The sequence below is a fragment of the Pseudorhodobacter turbinis genome, assembly GCF_005234135.1.
In the GTDB taxonomy this organism is placed as follows: Bacteria; Pseudomonadota; Alphaproteobacteria; order Rhodobacterales; family Rhodobacteraceae; genus Pseudorhodobacter; species Pseudorhodobacter turbinis.
Window position 1 is genome coordinate 1,649,101 of sequence record NZ_CP039964.1, and the last position, 15,762, is coordinate 1,664,862.

18 protein-coding genes are annotated in these 15,762 nt (G+C 57.4%); 8 read left to right on the forward strand and 10 right to left on the reverse strand.

Annotation, left to right across the window (positions count from 1 at the left end):
- Nucleotides 1-6: 6 nt before the first annotated feature.
- The 6 genes from EOK75_RS08030 (at nt 7) to EOK75_RS08055 (ending at nt 6,244) form a co-directional block, all read left to right on the forward strand.
- Nucleotides 7-1,146: a TIGR03862 family flavoprotein gene (locus tag EOK75_RS08030; protein ID WP_137194342.1), complete on the forward strand. Its 1,140-nt coding sequence runs from the start codon at nt 7-9 to the stop codon at nt 1,144-1,146.
- Nucleotides 1,147-1,271: 125 nt separating this feature from the next.
- A complete protein-coding gene (locus EOK75_RS08035) occupies nt 1,272-1,973 on the forward strand; it encodes a lysozyme family protein (RefSeq protein WP_137193455.1) in 702 nt (233 codons plus the stop codon).
- 56 nt (nt 1,974-2,029) lie between these two features.
- Nucleotides 2,030-4,042 carry a flagellar biosynthesis protein FlhA gene (gene flhA / locus EOK75_RS08040; RefSeq protein ID WP_240794044.1) on the forward strand — a complete coding sequence of 671 codons (2,013 nt, stop codon included), beginning with the start codon at nt 2,030-2,032 and terminating at the stop codon, nt 4,040-4,042.
- The gene (locus EOK75_RS08045) at nt 4,039-4,818 is read left to right on the forward strand and encodes a flagellar biosynthetic protein FliR (RefSeq protein ID WP_137193457.1); all 780 of its coding nucleotides are present in this window, start codon (nt 4,039-4,041) and stop codon (nt 4,816-4,818) included. Before flhA ends, EOK75_RS08045 begins: the two co-directional genes overlap by 4 nt.
- Nucleotides 4,815-5,909 (forward strand): EscU/YscU/HrcU family type III secretion system export apparatus switch protein, encoded by a 1,095-nt coding sequence (locus EOK75_RS08050; RefSeq protein ID WP_137193458.1) that lies wholly within the window; start codon nt 4,815-4,817, stop codon nt 5,907-5,909. The genes EOK75_RS08045 and EOK75_RS08050 overlap by 4 nt, the downstream gene beginning before the upstream one ends.
- Entirely contained in the window at nt 5,906-6,244 is a 339-nt protein-coding gene (locus tag EOK75_RS08055) for a hypothetical protein (RefSeq protein WP_137193459.1), read from the forward strand. Before EOK75_RS08050 ends, EOK75_RS08055 begins: the two co-directional genes overlap by 4 nt.
- A 13-nt stretch (nt 6,245-6,257) precedes the next feature.
- On the opposite strand, the gene EOK75_RS08060 is transcribed toward EOK75_RS08055, so the two are convergent.
- From EOK75_RS08060 to EOK75_RS08095, 8 genes are all read right to left on the reverse strand, one after another.
- On the reverse strand, nt 6,258-7,277 hold the full coding sequence (locus tag EOK75_RS08060) for a histone deacetylase family protein (protein WP_137193460.1): 1,020 nt from the start codon (nt 7,275-7,277) through the stop codon (nt 6,258-6,260).
- Nucleotides 7,274-7,717 (reverse strand): GNAT family N-acetyltransferase, encoded by a 444-nt coding sequence (locus EOK75_RS08065; RefSeq protein WP_137193461.1) that lies wholly within the window; start codon nt 7,715-7,717, stop codon nt 7,274-7,276. The genes EOK75_RS08060 and EOK75_RS08065 overlap by 4 nt, the downstream gene beginning before the upstream one ends.
- Nucleotides 7,718-8,644 carry a 3,5-dioxohexanoate:acetyl-CoA acetone transferase gene (kce, locus tag EOK75_RS08070; RefSeq protein ID WP_137193462.1) on the reverse strand — a complete coding sequence of 309 codons (927 nt, stop codon included), beginning with the start codon at nt 8,642-8,644 and terminating at the stop codon, nt 7,718-7,720.
- Between the two features lies 1 nt (nt 8,645).
- Complete coding sequence (locus EOK75_RS08075) at nt 8,646-9,977, reverse strand: aminotransferase family protein (protein ID WP_137193463.1); 1,332 nt, start codon at nt 9,975-9,977, stop codon at nt 8,646-8,648.
- Between the two features lies 1 nt (nt 9,978).
- A complete protein-coding gene (locus tag EOK75_RS08080; protein WP_137193464.1) occupies nt 9,979-10,749 on the reverse strand; it encodes an amino acid ABC transporter ATP-binding protein in 771 nt (256 codons plus the stop codon).
- Nucleotides 10,750-10,764: 15 nt separating this feature from the next.
- Nucleotides 10,765-11,421: an amino acid ABC transporter permease gene (locus EOK75_RS08085; RefSeq protein ID WP_137193465.1), complete on the reverse strand. Its 657-nt coding sequence runs from the start codon at nt 11,419-11,421 to the stop codon at nt 10,765-10,767.
- Between the two features lie 21 nt (nt 11,422-11,442).
- The gene (locus EOK75_RS08090) at nt 11,443-12,090 is read right to left on the reverse strand and encodes an amino acid ABC transporter permease (protein WP_137193466.1); all 648 of its coding nucleotides are present in this window, start codon (nt 12,088-12,090) and stop codon (nt 11,443-11,445) included.
- A 74-nt stretch (nt 12,091-12,164) separates the two neighbouring features.
- Nucleotides 12,165-12,950 carry a transporter substrate-binding domain-containing protein gene (locus tag EOK75_RS08095; protein WP_137193467.1) on the reverse strand — a complete coding sequence of 262 codons (786 nt, stop codon included), beginning with the start codon at nt 12,948-12,950 and terminating at the stop codon, nt 12,165-12,167.
- A gap of 134 nt (nt 12,951-13,084) precedes the next feature.
- On the opposite strand from EOK75_RS08095, the gene EOK75_RS08100 reads away from it, so the two are divergent.
- Together EOK75_RS08100 and EOK75_RS08105 are read left to right on the forward strand one after the other, a co-directional pair.
- Nucleotides 13,085-14,041, forward strand: coding sequence for a LysR family transcriptional regulator (locus tag EOK75_RS08100; protein ID WP_137193468.1), 957 nt, complete (start codon nt 13,085-13,087; stop codon nt 14,039-14,041).
- 131 nt (nt 14,042-14,172) lie between these two features.
- On the forward strand, nt 14,173-14,673 hold the full coding sequence (locus EOK75_RS08105; protein WP_137193469.1) for a flavin reductase family protein: 501 nt from the start codon (nt 14,173-14,175) through the stop codon (nt 14,671-14,673).
- A gap of 3 nt (nt 14,674-14,676) precedes the next feature.
- Here EOK75_RS08105 and EOK75_RS08110 read toward each other — a convergent pair whose 3' ends face one another.
- Together EOK75_RS08110 and EOK75_RS08115 are read right to left on the reverse strand one after the other, a co-directional pair.
- Nucleotides 14,677-15,393, reverse strand: coding sequence for an LrgB family protein (locus tag EOK75_RS08110; RefSeq protein ID WP_137193470.1), 717 nt, complete (start codon nt 15,391-15,393; stop codon nt 14,677-14,679).
- The gene (locus tag EOK75_RS08115) at nt 15,390-15,740 is read right to left on the reverse strand and encodes a CidA/LrgA family protein (protein ID WP_137193471.1); all 351 of its coding nucleotides are present in this window, start codon (nt 15,738-15,740) and stop codon (nt 15,390-15,392) included. The genes EOK75_RS08110 and EOK75_RS08115 overlap by 4 nt, the downstream gene beginning before the upstream one ends.
- Nucleotides 15,741-15,762 lie beyond the last annotated feature (22 nt).

The following is a 15,762-nucleotide window of genomic DNA, read 5'->3' on the forward strand; positions in this document are numbered from 1 at the left end:
GTTACCATAGATGCCTTGGTCATCGGGGCCGGTCCCGCCGGTTTGATGGCCGCCGAGGCGCTGGCCGCCGTCGGCCACAAGGTCTTGGTGGCAGAAGCCAAACCAAGCCCCGCCCGCAAGTTTCTGATGGCCGGAAAATCCGGTCTCAATATCACCCATGCGGGGGCGAATTTTAATGCGGCCTTTGATGCCCCTTGGCTGGCCCCGATGCTGCACGACTTTGGCCCTTCGCAAGTTCAGGAATGGTGCCGCGACTTGGGGCAAGAGCTGTTTACAGGGTCATCAGGGCGGGTGTTTCCGGTGGCGATGAAGGCTTCACCGTTATTGCGGGCATGGTTGGGGCGCCTTTCAGGGGCGGGGGTGGATCTGCGCACGCGGTGGCGCTGGACCGGATTCGAGGGCGAGAATTTCGCCTTTGACACCCCTGATGGGCGCGTAGCCGTAAAGCCTACGGTCACCGTTCTGGCCCTTGGCGGGGCAAGCTGGGCGCGGCTCGGCTCCGATGCGGCCTGGGTGCCGATGCTGGAGTCACGCGGCGTGAAGGTCACCCCGTTCCAACCGGCCAATATGGGCTTTGGCATAGATTGGTCAGCCCATATGGCCCGCCATTTCGGTCAGCCGATCAAGGGGGCTGCACTTTGCCTGTCAAATGGTCCGCGTGAGCGGGGAGAGTTTGTTGTTTCAGCCAAGGGGTTAGAGGGTGGCGGGATCTATGCGATCAGCCGTGACCTGCGCCAAGGGGCCAGCTTGCATCTGGATCTGATGCCCGATCTGGCACCCGAAACCATCCGTACTCGTCTGGCAAAGGGGCGGCGTGGTGACAGTGTGTCTGCACGGTTGCGCAAGCTGGGCCTTTCGCCTGTTGCGGTCGCTTTGGTGCAAGAATGGGGCCGCCCGCTGCCCGATGATCTGGCGATACTGCTCAAGGCGCTGCCCGTGCCCTTGGCGGGCCCGCGCCCACTGGATGAAGCAATTTCCTCGGCCGGTGGAATTGCGCAGGAGGCCTTGACCGAAGGGTTGGAGCTGCGCGCCCTGTCCCGTGTTTTCGTCTGCGGAGAGATGCTGGATTGGGAAGCGCCGACGGGCGGCTATTTGCTGACAGCTTGCCTTGCGACCGGCCTTTGGGCGGGGCGTGCGGCTGCCTGATACGCGATAATCACATCGCTTTTGCACCGCAGTTTTTTGATCTTGGCGCGATTATCTGCTGTTTCCAAATTCTTGGTTACTGATTGGAAAGGATTTGACCCTACTGTCGGGTATGTGGGTGCAGAATGCCCCTCGATATTGATGGGTTGCCAATGCGAATGTTGCTATCCGCGCTTTTTACCTTCCTTGCGGCGCATGGGGCCTTTGTCGGGCGTGGCGTTGCCTCCCCCTCGATGCTGTGTGAATCGGCGGCGCAATATGCGGCGACAGAGACAGGGGTGCCGCTCTCCATTTTACGGGCCGTTACGCTTGCCGAAACCGGGCGCACAAACCAGCAGGAAGATCGTTTTGCAGCATGGCCATGGGCGGTGCAATCCGGCAACAAGGGCAACTGGTTCGCGGATGCGCCGTCGGCGATTTCCTACGTCAACGGGCTGATGGCACAAGGCACACGCAATATAGACGTTGGCTGCTTCCAGTTGAATTTCCGTTGGCACGGCCAAGCATTCCCGAATATAGAAACGATGTTCTCCCCGCGTGATAATGCACTATATGCAGCGCAGTTTTTGCAACGCCTATATGCTGAAACGGGTGATTGGCGTCAGGCCGTCGGCCATTATCATTCCCGCAGTGAGCCACGCGCGCAGGCCTATGTCAGCCGCTTGAAAACGCTGTACGAAGCCCATCTTGCCGCCGCGCCACCGGTCCGACAGCCCCAAGTACGTAAGGTTGCGCCGGTACCAAGTCGATATGGCTTGGTCGGGGCACGCGGTCCTCTTATCAATTTGCGCCGAAAAGGGCGCCCCATGATCGGAGGTCTGCAGTGAACAACCTTAATCTGCGCACGATTTTTCAGCCGACGATCCTGCTGGCACTGGCGCTGATGGCCGTCATTGTAATGATGGTGCTACCCGTGCCCTCATGGATGCTGGACATTGGGCTGTCGATCTCTTTCGCTTTGGCGATCTTGATGTTCACCGTAACGCTATTCATCCAACGCCCGTTAGAGTTTTCGGCGTTTCCCACCATTTTGCTTGCATCCCTGATGCTGCGGCTGGCACTTAACGTATCATCCACGAAACTGATTATCGGCCAAGGACATACCGGCACTTCCGCGGCCGGGAACGTGATTGAGGGCTTTGCCAATTTCATTATGGGCGGCTCTGTCTTGCTGGGCGTTGTGACGTTTTGCGTGCTTTTGATCGTGAACTTCATGGTTATCACCAAAGGCGCAGGCCGAATGGCCGAGGTTGGCGCACGTTTTGCTTTGGACGGGATGCCCGGCAAGCAGCTTGCGATTGACAGCGATATGTCAGCCGGTGCGATTGACCACGCCGAGGCAAAACGCCGTCGTGAGGATGAGCTGGCCGAGACGAATTTCTTTGGTTCCCTCGACGGCGCCTCGAAATTTGTAAAAGGGGATGCGGTTGCAGGATTGTTGATTACCTTGCTCAACATTGTCATGGGTCTGGTGATGGGCACCTTAGTCCATGGCATGCCTATTGGTCAGGCCTTTGAAACATATGCAATTTTGACGATCGGCGATGGGCTTGTCAGCCAAATTCCGGCCGTTGTCATCTCTATCGCGGCGGCCCTTTTGTTGGCGCGGGGCGGGGCGGTCGGTGCGGCCGACGTTTCTTTCTTTGCGCAATTGGGGCGTTACCCGGGCGCGTTGGCAACTGTTGCATTCCTGCTGGCACTGTTCGCTCTTGTTCCTGGCTTGCCGTTTCTTCCCTTCATGGCGGGTGCGCTGATACTGGGCGGGTCTGCCTATTGGGTCGCAGGCGCCGCAGCAAGGCAACCAGCAGAGGAAGCCAACACCCCTGCACCACCCCCAGAAAAGCGTCTTGGCGATGTCCTTGATTTTGATGATATCCATATTGAATTTGCACCCGACCTTGTCGCGATGGTACTGGATCCCGCAACAGGTCTCGACGTCCGAATTGCCAATATGCGCAATCATATCGCCAGTTCTTTCGGTCTGATCCTGCCCGAAATCCGCCTGACAGATGAGGCGTCATTGCCGCCTGGCACCTACCGCATTCGTCTGCAAGGCGTAGAGCAGGTACGCGACCGGTTGTTCCCTGATCGTGTCCTCGCCCTGCTATCCGACGATCTACCGCCGCCCGAAGGTATGGATGTGCGCGAACCGGTCTATGGCGCGCCCGCCCGCTGGATCCCGCCTGACGCGCAAGAGGATGCGTCGATCATTGGCTTTACCGTTGTGTCCCCGACAGAAGTCTTGGCAACCCATTTGCTGGAGGTTCTCAAGAACAACCTGTCGCGTCTGCTTAGCTTACGTGGCCTGCGCCGGTTGATGGATGAGTTTGTCAACCTTTCTGACCCTGTTCGGGCAGAGGCAAACCGCCGCCTGCTGGATGAGCTTGTTCCCGACAAGGTGCCTGTTGATCTGCTGCTCGCCGTTTTGCGCTTGCTGCTGGAAGAGCGTGTATCCATCCGGAACCTGCCGCTGATCCTTGAAGCGATCGCCGAGGCTCGCGGCATGGGCCCTCCGGAAACGATCGTTGAGCATGTTCGTCAACGACTGGGGTTCCAACTGGTTGCCGCCTTGCGTCGTGAAGATGGAACTGTCCCCCTCATCCAGCTCGCGCCAGAGTGGGAAACCCAATTCACGACTTATCAAATTGATGGCGAAAAAGGGCAGCGCGACGTCGCCCTTCCGCCAGATCAATTTAACCGTTTGGCCAATAACCTTGCTGAAAAGCTTAACAAGGCTGCAGAAACCGGGGTGCAACCCGCCCTTGTCACCTCCACCCTGAGGCGACGGTTTTTGCGCACGGTCTTGGGGACAAAAGGATTGACGACTCCGGTTCTTTCTTACGATGAAATCGGGTTGGAAGTCCGGGCCGCGATGATAGGGCAAGTCCCCGTATGAACGATCTGCTGAACGGTTTGCTTGCAGCGACGAACCAGACAGAAAGCTGGCTTTGGGCCACCTTACTGGTTTTCGTACGGGTTGGCGCGGTGATGGCGCTGCTTCCCGCATTTGGTGAGCAATCCGTCCCACAACGCGTTCGCCTCGCCCTGACTGTTTGCTTTACAATGATCATCGCGCCAGCCGTTGTCGCACGCGCCCCCGGCATAGAGGAGGGGTTCGCACTCCCCCTTGCGACCGAGGTTGCTGCCGGATTGGCCCTTGGTATCGGGTTTCGGATGTTTGTCTTTGCCCTACAAATTGCCGGCACATTGGTCGCACAGTCGACCTCTCTGTCGCAGCTTTTTGGTGGGCAGGGTGCAGAACCGCAGCCTGCAATATCCCATGTTTTCGTGATGGCCGGTCTGGCGTTAGCGGTCGCTTCAGGCCTGCATGTCCGCGTGGCCGAGGTTTTAATCCTATCCTATAACGTGCTTCCCTTCGGCATCTTTCCCGATAGCTCCATCCTGTCAGATTGGGGTGTCGCGCAGATACGCGCGGCCTTTTCCCTAGCATTTTCAATGGCAGCCCCCTTTCTCGCCGCGTCGTTGATTTACAATATCGCGCTTGGCGTCATCAACCGCGCGATGCCGCAGTTGATGGTGGTCCTTGTGGGGGCGCCTGCGTTGACATTGGGCGGCCTTGTTTTAATGGCGATCGCCACCCCCCTTATGTTGAGCCTTTGGATGACAGCGCTTGATGCATATCTTGCCAATCCATATGTAGTCGCGCCATGAGCGACGACCAAAGCCCATCAGAAAAGGAACACGAGCCGTCACAGAAGAAACTGGACGACGCCCGAAAAAAGGGGGAAATCCCGCGATCAGCTGATCTAACGACCGCAGCATCCTATGCAGGTTTCTTATTGGCAGGTGTGACCGTTGGTGGTGCATCCCTGATCAAGGCAGGCGAAGCAGGCGCTGTACTTCTCGGGCAATCTGACCGCCTGTCGACCATGATGAAAAATGGCGCGGGCGGTAGCATCGGCGGCATCATTCTGACTTTTGCCACCGCTCTCTCTGCCTTCTTTTTACTTCCCTTCATCACAGCTGTTTTAATGGTAATTGCCCAACGAGCCATGCTGTTCGCCCCGTCAAAGCTGGTACCGAAGCTGAACCGTATCTCGATGATATCTGGCGCCAAGAATAAATTTGGCCGAAAAGGCCTGTTCGAGTTTGCGAAAAGTGCTGCCAAACTATTTGTGATCGGCTTTTTGTTGTTCACCTTTCTCAAGTATGAGGCAGAGGGGATCTTGCGCATGATGTATCTCTCTCCTGCCTTGGCCACGGCGATGCTGATGGAAAAAGTACTCCGCTTTTTGGCTTTGATTGCGCTAATTGCATTTTCCATCGGCGGCATCGATTACTTCTGGCAGCGGGCAGAGCATATGCGATCCAATCGCATGTCCCGAAAAGAGATGATGGACGAGCATAAAAACTCGGAGGGCGACCCCCACATGAAGGCGAAGCGCAGACAAAAAGCGCAAGAGATCGCCACCAACTCTATGCTGGCCGATGTCGCAACTGCTGATGTTATCGTGGTCAACCCGACCCATTTCGCTGTTGCTTTGAAATGGGATAAAAACTCTCGTCGGGCTCCGATTTGTGTGGCGAAGGGTGTTGACGAAATTGCGGCCCGTATCCGGGAAAAAGCGACCGAGGCGGGCGTTCCCCTCCATTCAGATCCACCAACCGCGCGCCTGCTTTATGCCAATTTGAAGATCGGGGAGGAGGTTCATCCAGAACAATTCCGCGCCGTTGCGGCCGCCATCCGCTTTGCCGAAGCCATGCGCAAAAAGATGCGCGCCAATCCTAGGACGCCCCGATGAGCGATTTGAAACGGCTGGCAAAACTGAAGGCGCTGTCGGATATGATCGTTGATCAGCATCTTGGTAAGCTACAAGCCTGCGCCGCCGCTCGTACGGTAAGCCAACAGCGTCTGGAAGGTTTGCGCGTAACGGAAAAGCCGGAGATGGAGCCCATCGCCCAAGCCCAAACCATGCTGCGATATGAACAATGGGCAGATGCACGGCGGGCAGAGATCAATATCACACTCGCCCGCCAAACTGCGGAATGGATGGAGGCCCGCAAAGAGGCACAGCTAGCGTTCGGTCGGGCGCAGGTTTTGGGCCGCTTGCAACACAAGCTTAACAAAAAAAGCTAGGCCGGAGCCTGCGTTACGCGCTCTCAAACCCGGTCAACGTGCTGGTCAAATTATCGCCAAGCTCTTTACACAGATATCCACCCTCTTGGACAAAAAGGGTTGGCAGGCCCAGACCCGCAATTGCAGCACCAATTCGGCCAAACCCCTCGGTCGTGACCGCAAGACCTTTAAACGGATCGTCAATAAACGCATCAAGGCCCAAGGCAACCACCACCACATCCGCACCAAAACTGCGAATTTGTTGCAATGCAACATCCAGCCCCGCCAGAAAACCCGCATCATCCGTGCCACGAGACAGGCAAAGATTAAGGTTATACCCCAGCCCTGCGCCCTCGCCTCTCTCATCGGTGTGGCCCCAGAAGAACGGGTAAAACCGCGCCGGATCCGCGTGGAGAGAGACCGTCAACACATCCCGACGATTATAAAAAATGCCCTGCGTGCCGTTGCCATGATGAACATCGACATCCAGAATCGCTGGCCGTTTTCCTTGCGCCAAAAGCCGTTCGGCGGCGATGGCGGAATTGTTCAAGAAACAAAAACCCCCTGCAAGGTCGCCAAAGGCATGGTGTCCCGGCGGACGCGATAGCGCATAAACCGCACGCTCTGTCGTCAAAAGATCAGCACCGGTTATAGCACTTTGGGCAGACCAGTAAGCGGCCTCCCAAGTGCCGCTTGCGATCGGGCAGGCGGTATCAGCTTGGTGAAATCCAGCCTGTCCGATCGCGGATTTCGGGTAGCTGTCGGTCCTATTTGCGGGGTGTATATTGGGGATAACCTCTTCCCCAGCGCCATCAATCCGCCGCCATCGCGTATAGATATTTTGCAAAAACGTCAAATATTCCGCCGAGTGGATTGCGGCAATCGGGCCAAGCCCCGCATCATCCGGCGCCTGCACCGTGCAGCCTGCAGCCTTTGCCCCGATCAACAGCCGGTCAATGCGCTCCGGCTGTTCGGGGTTGGGCAAAAGCGCGCCGTTGGCCATAAAATTCTTGGGCTGATGCTTCCATTGCCGTTCGTCAAATATCGCCTTCATGGCTGTCCTTTCAGGCGATCCAGCGCCACCCCGTTCAAAATCATGTTGGTTTCATCTTGGGCAGAAAACCCTACGCGTTCATAAAACTGCTGCCCGCGTAAATTGGCATCATAGACAGATAGTTTCACAAAAGCCGGGTCCCATTCCTGCAAAGCTGCCGCTAACAAACGCTGGCCGACCCCCTGCCCGCGCGCCTCTTCTGACACCCACAGATCGGAAATATAAAGCCCCATGCCGCCCCGCGTCGTCGAGAAAAGCGGCGTCGCCAACAGCGCGCCAATTGGCGAATGATCCACAGCCAAAAGTGCGCGCCACGTTGGTGCAGCAGCCGTCAGCGCGGAAAGGCTGGCCAAATGCTGATCTCCCAGATCTTGCGAAAGCCGGGTAAGCGCTTCGTGCAGAAGGGGAATATCCGCTGTGGTGACAGGAAAGATACGCATCTACATCGTCGTCCGGTCAGCACCCTTCAGATGCAACATCGCGCGCGCTTCTGTGGGCGTGGCGACTTCGCGGCCCAGCTCTTCGACGATCCGGCGAATTTTTGCGACTTGATCGGCATTGGATTTTGCCAAAACACCGCGCGAGATCATCAAGTTATCTTCCAGCCCGACACGCACATGCCCGCCCATAATCGCCGACATGGTGATCAGCGGGATTTGATGACGACCCGCTGCAAGCACCGAAAACGTATAGTCCTGCCCGAAAAGCTTATCCGCGATCAGCTTCATATGCGTCAGGTTTTCCGGGTCCGGCCCGATGCCCCCCAAAACGCCAAAGACAAACTGGATAAACAGCGGCGCCTGCACCAATCCGCGATCCACAAAATGGCGCAGCATATAGAGATGGCTTACATCATAGCATTCAAATTCGAACCTGGCACCGCGCTGCGCACCCATCTGCTCCATCACATGGGCCATATCGCGGGGGGTGTTCTTGAACACCAGATCGTCGGAATTCTCCAAGAACGGCTTTTCCCAGTCAAATTTCCACTCGGTAATCCGGTCAGCCGCCGGATAAAGCGCGAAATTCATCGTGCCCATATTAAGCGAGCACATCTCTGGCGCGGCCAGTTTCGGGGCGGCGAGCCTTTGATCCAGCGTCATCGTGGCGCTACCGCCGGTCGAGATATTGATCACCGCATCTGTGGCCTGCTTGATCCGTGGCAGAAAGGCCATGAAATGCTCAGGCGCGGATGACGGGCGACCATCCAGTGGATCGCGAGCATGAAGATGCAAAATCGCGGCACCGGCAGCGGCGGCATCCACCGCATTTTGTGTGATCTCATCCGCCGTTACCGGCAGATAGGGCGACATCGAGGGGGTGTGGATGGAGCCGGTCACAGCACAAGTGATGATGATTTTTGACATCTTAGGCCACCTTTGCGGGCAGTTCCGCCATATATTGCGCAAGGGAACGGTCGAGGATCTCGGTGATCTCATCAACCTGCGCCTCGCTTGTGATCAGCGGCGGGCAGACAAGGAAGTGGTCGCCAGAAGTGCCGCCCCGTGTGCGCCGCGAATAGATGATCAACCCGTTATCATAGGCGATATCAACCAGCCGCGCATGGGCGTTCAGCGCCGGATCAAGCGGCGCTTTGGTCGCGCGATCGGCCATCAGCTCAAATGCTGTCAGCAGGCCTTTGCCTCGCACATCCCCGATCAGGGCGTAGCGTTGCATCAAGCCTTCCAGCCGCTCTTGCAACACCGCACCTACACGCGCCGCGTTACCGACAAGATCGCGCTTGGCGATTTGGTCCAGCACCGCCGCCCCCGCCGCACAGGCCAAAGGGTTGCCGGCATAGGTGAAACCGTGGATGAAACCGCCGTTTTGCATTACGGCCTCAACGATATCATCCCGTGCGATCATCGCCCCCAAAGGCACATAGCCAGAGCCAAAACCTTTGGAAAGCGCGATCAGATCCGGCACCGTGCCCCAATGTTCCGCGCCGAAAAACCGCCCCGTTCGGCCTCCGCCTGTCATCACCTCATCATGGATCAATAACACGCCATATTGTGTGCATATCTCACGGATCCGCTGCATATAGCCCGCAGGCGGCACTAATGCCCCGGTAGAGGCCCCGCCGACAGGCTCCACCACAAAGGCCATAACGGTCTCGGAGCCTTCTTGCAAAATCGCCGCCTCCAGCATGTTGGCGTAATGCAGGCCCGTCGCTGGATCATCCGCATCCAAACCATCAAGATAGGCGCGCGGCGCCGGTATTTTCGGCATCCGTTGCATCATCGGATCAAAGGGGGCCGCCATCGGCGCATAGCCGGTGATGGCCAAAGCGCCCAAAGTACAGCCGTGATAGGATGGATAGCGCGAGATCACCTTGTAGCGCTGCGCCTGACCCTGCGTCAGTACATATTGCCGTGCGAGTTTAAGCGTGCTTTCCACCGCCTCGGACCCGCCGGAAACAAAGAAAACCTTATTCAGACCCTCGGGCGCGAGGGCGGCGGTTTTACGCGCCAGTTCCTCAGAGCTTTCGGTCTGGAAATGCAGCCGGTAGCCGAAGGTGGATTTATCCATCTGCGCGCGCATTGCCGCCAGCACGTCAGGGTCGGAATGCCCGAGGTTCGACACCATCGCCCCCGAGGACCCGTCGATATAGCGTTTGCCATCGACATCCCACATATAGATGCCCTGCGCCCTGTCCAGCAAAGGGCGGGGCGATTTGGTCTGATAGAACAGGTTTGACATCTTAGTCCCCGTTGCGTGCAAGATGTTTGCGCAGGAAGTTGCGTGTGCGTTCCTCTTGCGGGTTTTTGAACAGCACACTTGGCGGGCCTTCTTCGACCACCACACCACCGTCCATAAAGATCACCCGATCACAAACCGAGGCGGCGAAATCCATCTCATGGGTGACGATGACCATGGTCATATGTTCCTCGGCCAGCTGCTTCATGACCTGATTGACCTCTTCGACCAGCTCGGGGTCAAGCGCAGATGTCGCCTCGTCAAACAGCATCACTTTGGGTTTCATCGCCAAGGCGCGCGCGATGGCGACACGCTGCTTTTGACCGCCCGACAGGCGCGAGGGGTATTCGTCGATCTTCTCCAACAAGCCAACCTTAAGCAGTTGCTCCTCGGCCAGCGCATCCGCATCGGCCTCGCTGATGCCTTTCAACATTCGCGGCGCAAGCGTGATATTGCCGCGCACGGTCAGATGCGGAAACAGGTTGAAGTGCTGGAACACCATCCCGATATCCTGACGCACCTGGTTCACATGCTTTTCATACTGGCGCGGCGGCAGTTTGCGGTTGATCTGCACACCCTCCAGCCACACCTCACCCGAGGTCAGCGGGTCCAGCTCATTTATCGCGCGCAGAAGGGTGGATTTACCCGACCCCGACGGCCCGATAATGGCCACGATCTGCCCGCGTTCAACGGTCAGGTTAATATCCCGCAACACCTGCAAATTGCCAAAACTCTTGGCGGCGTTCTTGATTTCCACAAAGGCGGATGATGTCATCTTTGCCTCCTTTCCTTAGCGCGAAGCGGCTATGCGGCGTTCTAGCCGACGCAAGCCAGCCTCCAGCGCGAGGTTGATGATATAATAGCAAAAAGCAGCGGCGAGGTAGAATTCAAAGGGCCGGTAGGTGCGGCTGATAGATTGCTGTGCGGCCAGCGTCAGCTCCATCACGCCGATCACGGACACCAGCGCGGAATCCTTGAGCAGGGCGATCATATTGTTGCCCATCGGCGGGATAACCGCATGAACCGCCTGCGGAATAACGATCCGGCGCAGGGTTTGCCCGCGTGAAAGACCAAGCGTGCGCGCGCCCTCATATTGGCCCTTATCCACCGCCAAGATCGAGGATTGGATCAGTTCCGAATTATAAACCGCAAAATGCAGCCCCAAGCCGATGATGCCGGCAACAAAGGCAGGCAGGTCGATCCCGATCTGGATCAGCCCGAAATAGATCAAGAACAGTTGCAGCAGCAGTGGTGTGCCCATGAAAAGCCACGCAAACAAGCGCATCGGCAGGCGGATAAACCAAGGTGCATAAAGGGCCGCCACGGCGAACATGATACCGCCGAAAAACGACAGAATACCGGCACCTAGAGTGATGGCCACCGTCCATGCCATGCCTTGCAAAAGCACGCCGAAGTAGCCGGGCACGACGCTAAAATCAAGTCCCATAGCGGTTCTCCCCTTGCCCGGTCATACGATCCGCGCCTTGCGGTCCAACCATGAAATGCCTTGGCCGACGATATAAATGATGACCATGTACAAAATGCCCGACAGCAGGAACATCTCGAACGGTTTATAGGTGGACCCGATGTAGCGCTGCGCGGTGTAGGTCAGCTCCACCACCGAAATGGCGGCAACCAGGGCCGTGCCTTTTATCAGCGCGTTGATGTTCACGCCCAAGGGCCGGATCATCATGCGCATGGCTTGCGGCAGCACAACTTTGCGCATAGTTTCCCAACGCGACATGCCAAGCGTGCGCGCGGCCTCTGTCTGGCCCTTGTCGACGGAAACGATGGCGCCCCGTATGGTTTCGGTCATATAGGCACCGATATTGACGCCCAGCCCGATCACCCCGGCATCAAAGGCATCCAGATTGATGCCAATCTGCGGTCCCCCGAAATAGAGGATGAACAGTTGGATCAGCGCAGGCGTGCCGCGAAAAATGCTGACGTACACCGCCGCGATCGCACGCAACACCACGTTACGCGACAGCCGGGCAGCAGCCCCCAAGGCCCCGCACGTAAGCCCTAAAATCGTGGTCAGAACTGACAATTCAATCGTGACCCACGCCGCTTCCACAAAGAAGGGATAGACGCGAAGGATCAGGTCAATATCCATTTTAGTCCCTTTGGAGATAGTTTTGCGCGCTTAAAGCCCGCCGGAACCCCCGGCAGGCTTTTCACGAAGTGGATTTAGCGGATGTCGCCGCCGACCCATTCGTTCGCAAGCTCCATATAGGTGCCGTCTTCCATCATCTCATCCAGCGCGGCCTGCATTGCGGCTTTCAGCTCTGGGTTGCCCTTGCGAATGGCGATGCCTGCGGGGAATTTTTCGGCATCTGGCGCCGGGATTTCAGCCAGATCATACTGCCCGCTTTTCATCGCCAACAAAACCGGGATGGAATCGTTGATCACCACATCAATCCGGCCGTTTGTCAGCTCCATAAGCAGCTCTGGCAGGCCTTTGTAGGTTTTTACGTTGTAACCCTGCGCGCGGGCCCATTCATCATGGGTTTCGCCCAAAGTCAGGCCAATAACGGCATCGTCCAGCTGTTCCAGCGTGGTGATATCGGAACCGGCCACGGTGAAAAACGCGCGCTTGGTGTTATAATAAGGACCGACAAAATCGATCACTTTTTGCCGCTCTGCCGTGATCGACATAGAGCCTACAACCGCATCAAACTTATTGGCCAGCAACCCACCAATGATCCCGTCCCAAGCGGTCGTCACCACCTCGACCTCGATGCCCATACGCTTGGCGATCTCTGCGCCGATCGCAGGGTCAAAGCCGACAACTTCGTTCTGGTCGTTCACGAAGTTGAAAGGCGGGTATTGCCCCGTCATGGCGATCTTCATCACGCCGCGTTCCTTCAGGCCTTCCAGCTCATCCGCGAAGGCGGCGGGGGCGAGGGTCAGACCCAATGCGGCAATCCCGCCTGCAAGGACGCTACGGCGAAGGATGTTAGTGATCTTTGTCATGTGCAAATCTCTCCCGGTTGTTTGCTTGGTATTGGGTCATTATCGCGCCCAAATATGTTTTCCACAAGCAGAGTTGCATTGCATGAGGTCATAGGGCAAATAGATATTGAAAATATTGAAAATAGATTTCATCTATGCTTAGAAAATACGAACAGCGCCTGCCCTGGCAATTGGATTGGAACCTGCTGCGCACTTTTATGGTGGTCGTGGACGAAGGTGGCATCACGCCCGCCGCAAATTTTCTGGGGCTAAAACAGCCCACCATCTCCGCCGCGCTCATGCGGCTGGAGGACAGCTTTGGCTGCAAGCTCATCAACCGCTCCCCCACACATTTCAGCGTCACACCCCGCGGGCAGGTGCTCTATGCCGAGGCACGTTCGGTCTTTGGCACTGTCTCACAGCTTCCCAACCTGATGAGCGGGCTGGATGACGAGGTGAGCGGCCATATCAGCATCGCCGTGGCCAGCCATGTTGTCTCCTCTCATTTTGATGCGGTGCTGGAACAGTTCAACGCGCACCACCCGCAGGTCACCTATAGTTTTTTAACCTTAGAAAGCGCCGAGGTGCTGGCAGATGTGCAGCAAAACCGCGTCACATTGGGGGTCTGTTTGCTAGAGGATAACAGCCGCAAGCTGGATCAACGCATCCTCTACCGTGAATATTTCGGGTTTTATTGCGGGCCAAAGCATCGGCTCTTTGGCCGCAAAGATATCCCCGTGTCAGAGCTGCGCGACGAATATGCCGTGTCATTTGAGACGGATGAGACGACTGGCCCGCTGTTTGGTGTCGCCGCCTTGCGGGTGCAATTGGGGTTACAGCCGGGGCTTAAGGGGATCTCGTCCAGCTTGCTAGAGGTACGGCGGATGATCATCTCCAACATCGGTATTGGTGCGCTGCCGGTACATGTGGCCCGCCGCGATGTGGCTCAGGGCCTTTTGTGGCAACTGCCGCCCTATACCGCCCTGCCCGCAATCGATATCCATGTTGTGACCAACCCAAAACGCACCATGAACCGGGCCGAAGTCGGGATACTTTCCTTGCTGCAAACCACGTTGGAAGAGACATCTCTTTCTGCGCGCACCTATAGCTGACTGACGTGGTCCGGCCCGTTAATCACCTTATTCCGCACAAAGATGCGGCCTAGGGCTGTTCCCGTTAACGGGTTGGCCATATGGTCGGCCCAAAGGGCGACAACGCCATTCCACCGCCCGACGGAGACGAAATGACAGACGAGAGCTTTACCCCCGACGCCACCAACGCGCGCGCTTTTCGCGATGCTTTGGGCTGCTTTGCGACCGGCGTGACGATTGTTACGGTTGCGGGTGACCACGGGCCGATGGGGTTTACCGCCAACAGCTTTGCCAGCCTGTCGATGGACCCGCCGCTGGTGCTTTGGTCGCCTGCAAAGCGGTCCTCTCGGTTCGAACAATTCGCGGGGGCGCGGCACTATGCCATTCATGTTCTGGCCGATGCCCAAGGCGATCTGATCCAGCGCTTCATTCGTGGCGGGCTGGGGTTTGAGGGCATGTCCTATCACCACAACGCCGAGGGGGTGCCCCTGATCGCGGGTGCGCTGGCGCGGTTTGACTGTGTGCAACATGCCACCCATGATGGCGGTGACCACCTGATTATCGTGGGCCGCGTGCTGCGTTGTGTCCGGAATGCAGGCGCGCCTTTGGTATTCACCCAAGGGCGATACGGCCAGTTTTCTGCGTCCGAATAAGGGTTACAGGAACAACCTTACAAGGATCGGCGCAATGATCGCCGTCAAAACCGCGTTCATGCCCATCCCGATACCGGCAAAAGCCCCTGCCGTTTCATTCACCTGAAACGCCCGCGCCGTGCCGATCCCGTGCGAGGCAACCCCAACCGCAAAGCCCCGTGCCTGCCAGTTCTTAATCCGTATAAGATTAAGCAAGGGCGTCGCCATGACCGCCCCCATGATCCCAGTCAAAATAACCAGCACAGCCGTCAATGTGGGCGACCCGCCAATGGATTCCGACACCCCCAATGCAACGGGTGCGGTGACCGACTTGGGGGCCAGCGACAAAAGCACTTCCCCCCGCACGCCCAAGGCATAGGCAATACCCAGCGCCGAAAGCATCGCCGTAACCGATCCCGCGATCAAGGCCCCGATCATCGGAATGGCAGTAGTCTTTATCTTGCCAAGGTTGGCATAAAGCGGTGCCGCCAAGGCCACCGTTGCCGGGCCAAGCATGAAATGCACAAATTGCGCGCCCTCGAAATAGGTCGCATATGGCACGCGCGCGAACCACAAAAGCGATGCCAGCAGGATAACCGCGATCATCACCGGGTTCACATAGGGCTTGCGCCCCGACAGCCCGAAAAGCGCATCCCCCACACCGTAGGCAATCAAGGTCGCCGTCAACCAAAGCAAGGGCTCTTGGGCAAGATAGGTCCAGATTTCGGGCAGGCCGGTCATGGGCTTTTCTCCGTCAAACGGCACAGGCCGACAAAAACCAACGCGCCCACCACAATCGCCAAGGCGGTGCTGCCCATGATCGCCAGCAATATCGCCACCCCGTCAGAGCCGAGCTTGTCCAGATGCCCCACAATCCCGACACCGGCTGGCACGAACAACAAGGACAGATGGGACAACAGGCCTAATGCTGTGGGCTGAATCGCCGCCGCCGCCCGTGGCAGCAGGATGAAGAACCCCAACAGAAACAACATACCAAGAACCGGACCGGGGATAATCAATCCCAGCCCGCGCGACAGGGCCTCCCCCGCCAGTTGGAACGCCAATAGCGTTGCCAGATGGACAATCATATCAACCCTCTACCCTTGCTTT

Excerpts from the sequence above, each read along its gene's own strand:
- EOK75_RS08035 (WP_137193455.1), top strand. The coding sequence starts at position 1,272 with ATGCCCCTCGATATTGATGGGTTGCCAATGCGAATGTTGCTATCCGCG.
- flhA (WP_240794044.1), top strand. The coding sequence starts at position 2,030 with ATGGCCGTCATTGTAATGATGGTGCTACCCGTGCCCTCATGGATGCTG.
- EOK75_RS08045 (WP_137193457.1), top strand. The coding sequence starts at position 4,039 with ATGAACGATCTGCTGAACGGTTTGCTTGCAGCGACGAACCAGACAGAA.
- EOK75_RS08050 (WP_137193458.1), top strand. The coding sequence starts at position 4,815 with ATGAGCGACGACCAAAGCCCATCAGAAAAGGAACACGAGCCGTCACAG.
- EOK75_RS08055 (WP_137193459.1), top strand. The coding sequence starts at position 5,906 with ATGAGCGATTTGAAACGGCTGGCAAAACTGAAGGCGCTGTCGGATATG.
- EOK75_RS08060 (WP_137193460.1), bottom strand. The coding sequence starts at position 7,277 with ATGAAGGCGATATTTGACGAACGGCAATGGAAGCATCAGCCCAAGAAT.
- EOK75_RS08065 (WP_137193461.1), bottom strand. The coding sequence starts at position 7,717 with ATGCGTATCTTTCCTGTCACCACAGCGGATATTCCCCTTCTGCACGAA.
- kce (WP_137193462.1), bottom strand. The coding sequence starts at position 8,644 with ATGTCAAAAATCATCATCACTTGTGCTGTGACCGGCTCCATCCACACC.
- EOK75_RS08075 (WP_137193463.1), bottom strand. The coding sequence starts at position 9,977 with ATGTCAAACCTGTTCTATCAGACCAAATCGCCCCGCCCTTTGCTGGAC.
- EOK75_RS08080 (WP_137193464.1), bottom strand. The coding sequence starts at position 10,749 with ATGACATCATCCGCCTTTGTGGAAATCAAGAACGCCGCCAAGAGTTTT.
- EOK75_RS08085 (WP_137193465.1), bottom strand. The coding sequence starts at position 11,421 with ATGGGACTTGATTTTAGCGTCGTGCCCGGCTACTTCGGCGTGCTTTTG.
- EOK75_RS08090 (WP_137193466.1), bottom strand. The coding sequence starts at position 12,090 with ATGGATATTGACCTGATCCTTCGCGTCTATCCCTTCTTTGTGGAAGCG.
- EOK75_RS08095 (WP_137193467.1), bottom strand. The coding sequence starts at position 12,950 with ATGACAAAGATCACTAACATCCTTCGCCGTAGCGTCCTTGCAGGCGGG.
- EOK75_RS08100 (WP_137193468.1), top strand. The coding sequence starts at position 13,085 with ATGCTTAGAAAATACGAACAGCGCCTGCCCTGGCAATTGGATTGGAAC.
- EOK75_RS08105 (WP_137193469.1), top strand. The coding sequence starts at position 14,173 with ATGACAGACGAGAGCTTTACCCCCGACGCCACCAACGCGCGCGCTTTT.
- EOK75_RS08110 (WP_137193470.1), bottom strand. The coding sequence starts at position 15,393 with ATGACCGGCCTGCCCGAAATCTGGACCTATCTTGCCCAAGAGCCCTTG.
- EOK75_RS08115 (WP_137193471.1), bottom strand. The coding sequence starts at position 15,740 with ATGATTGTCCATCTGGCAACGCTATTGGCGTTCCAACTGGCGGGGGAG.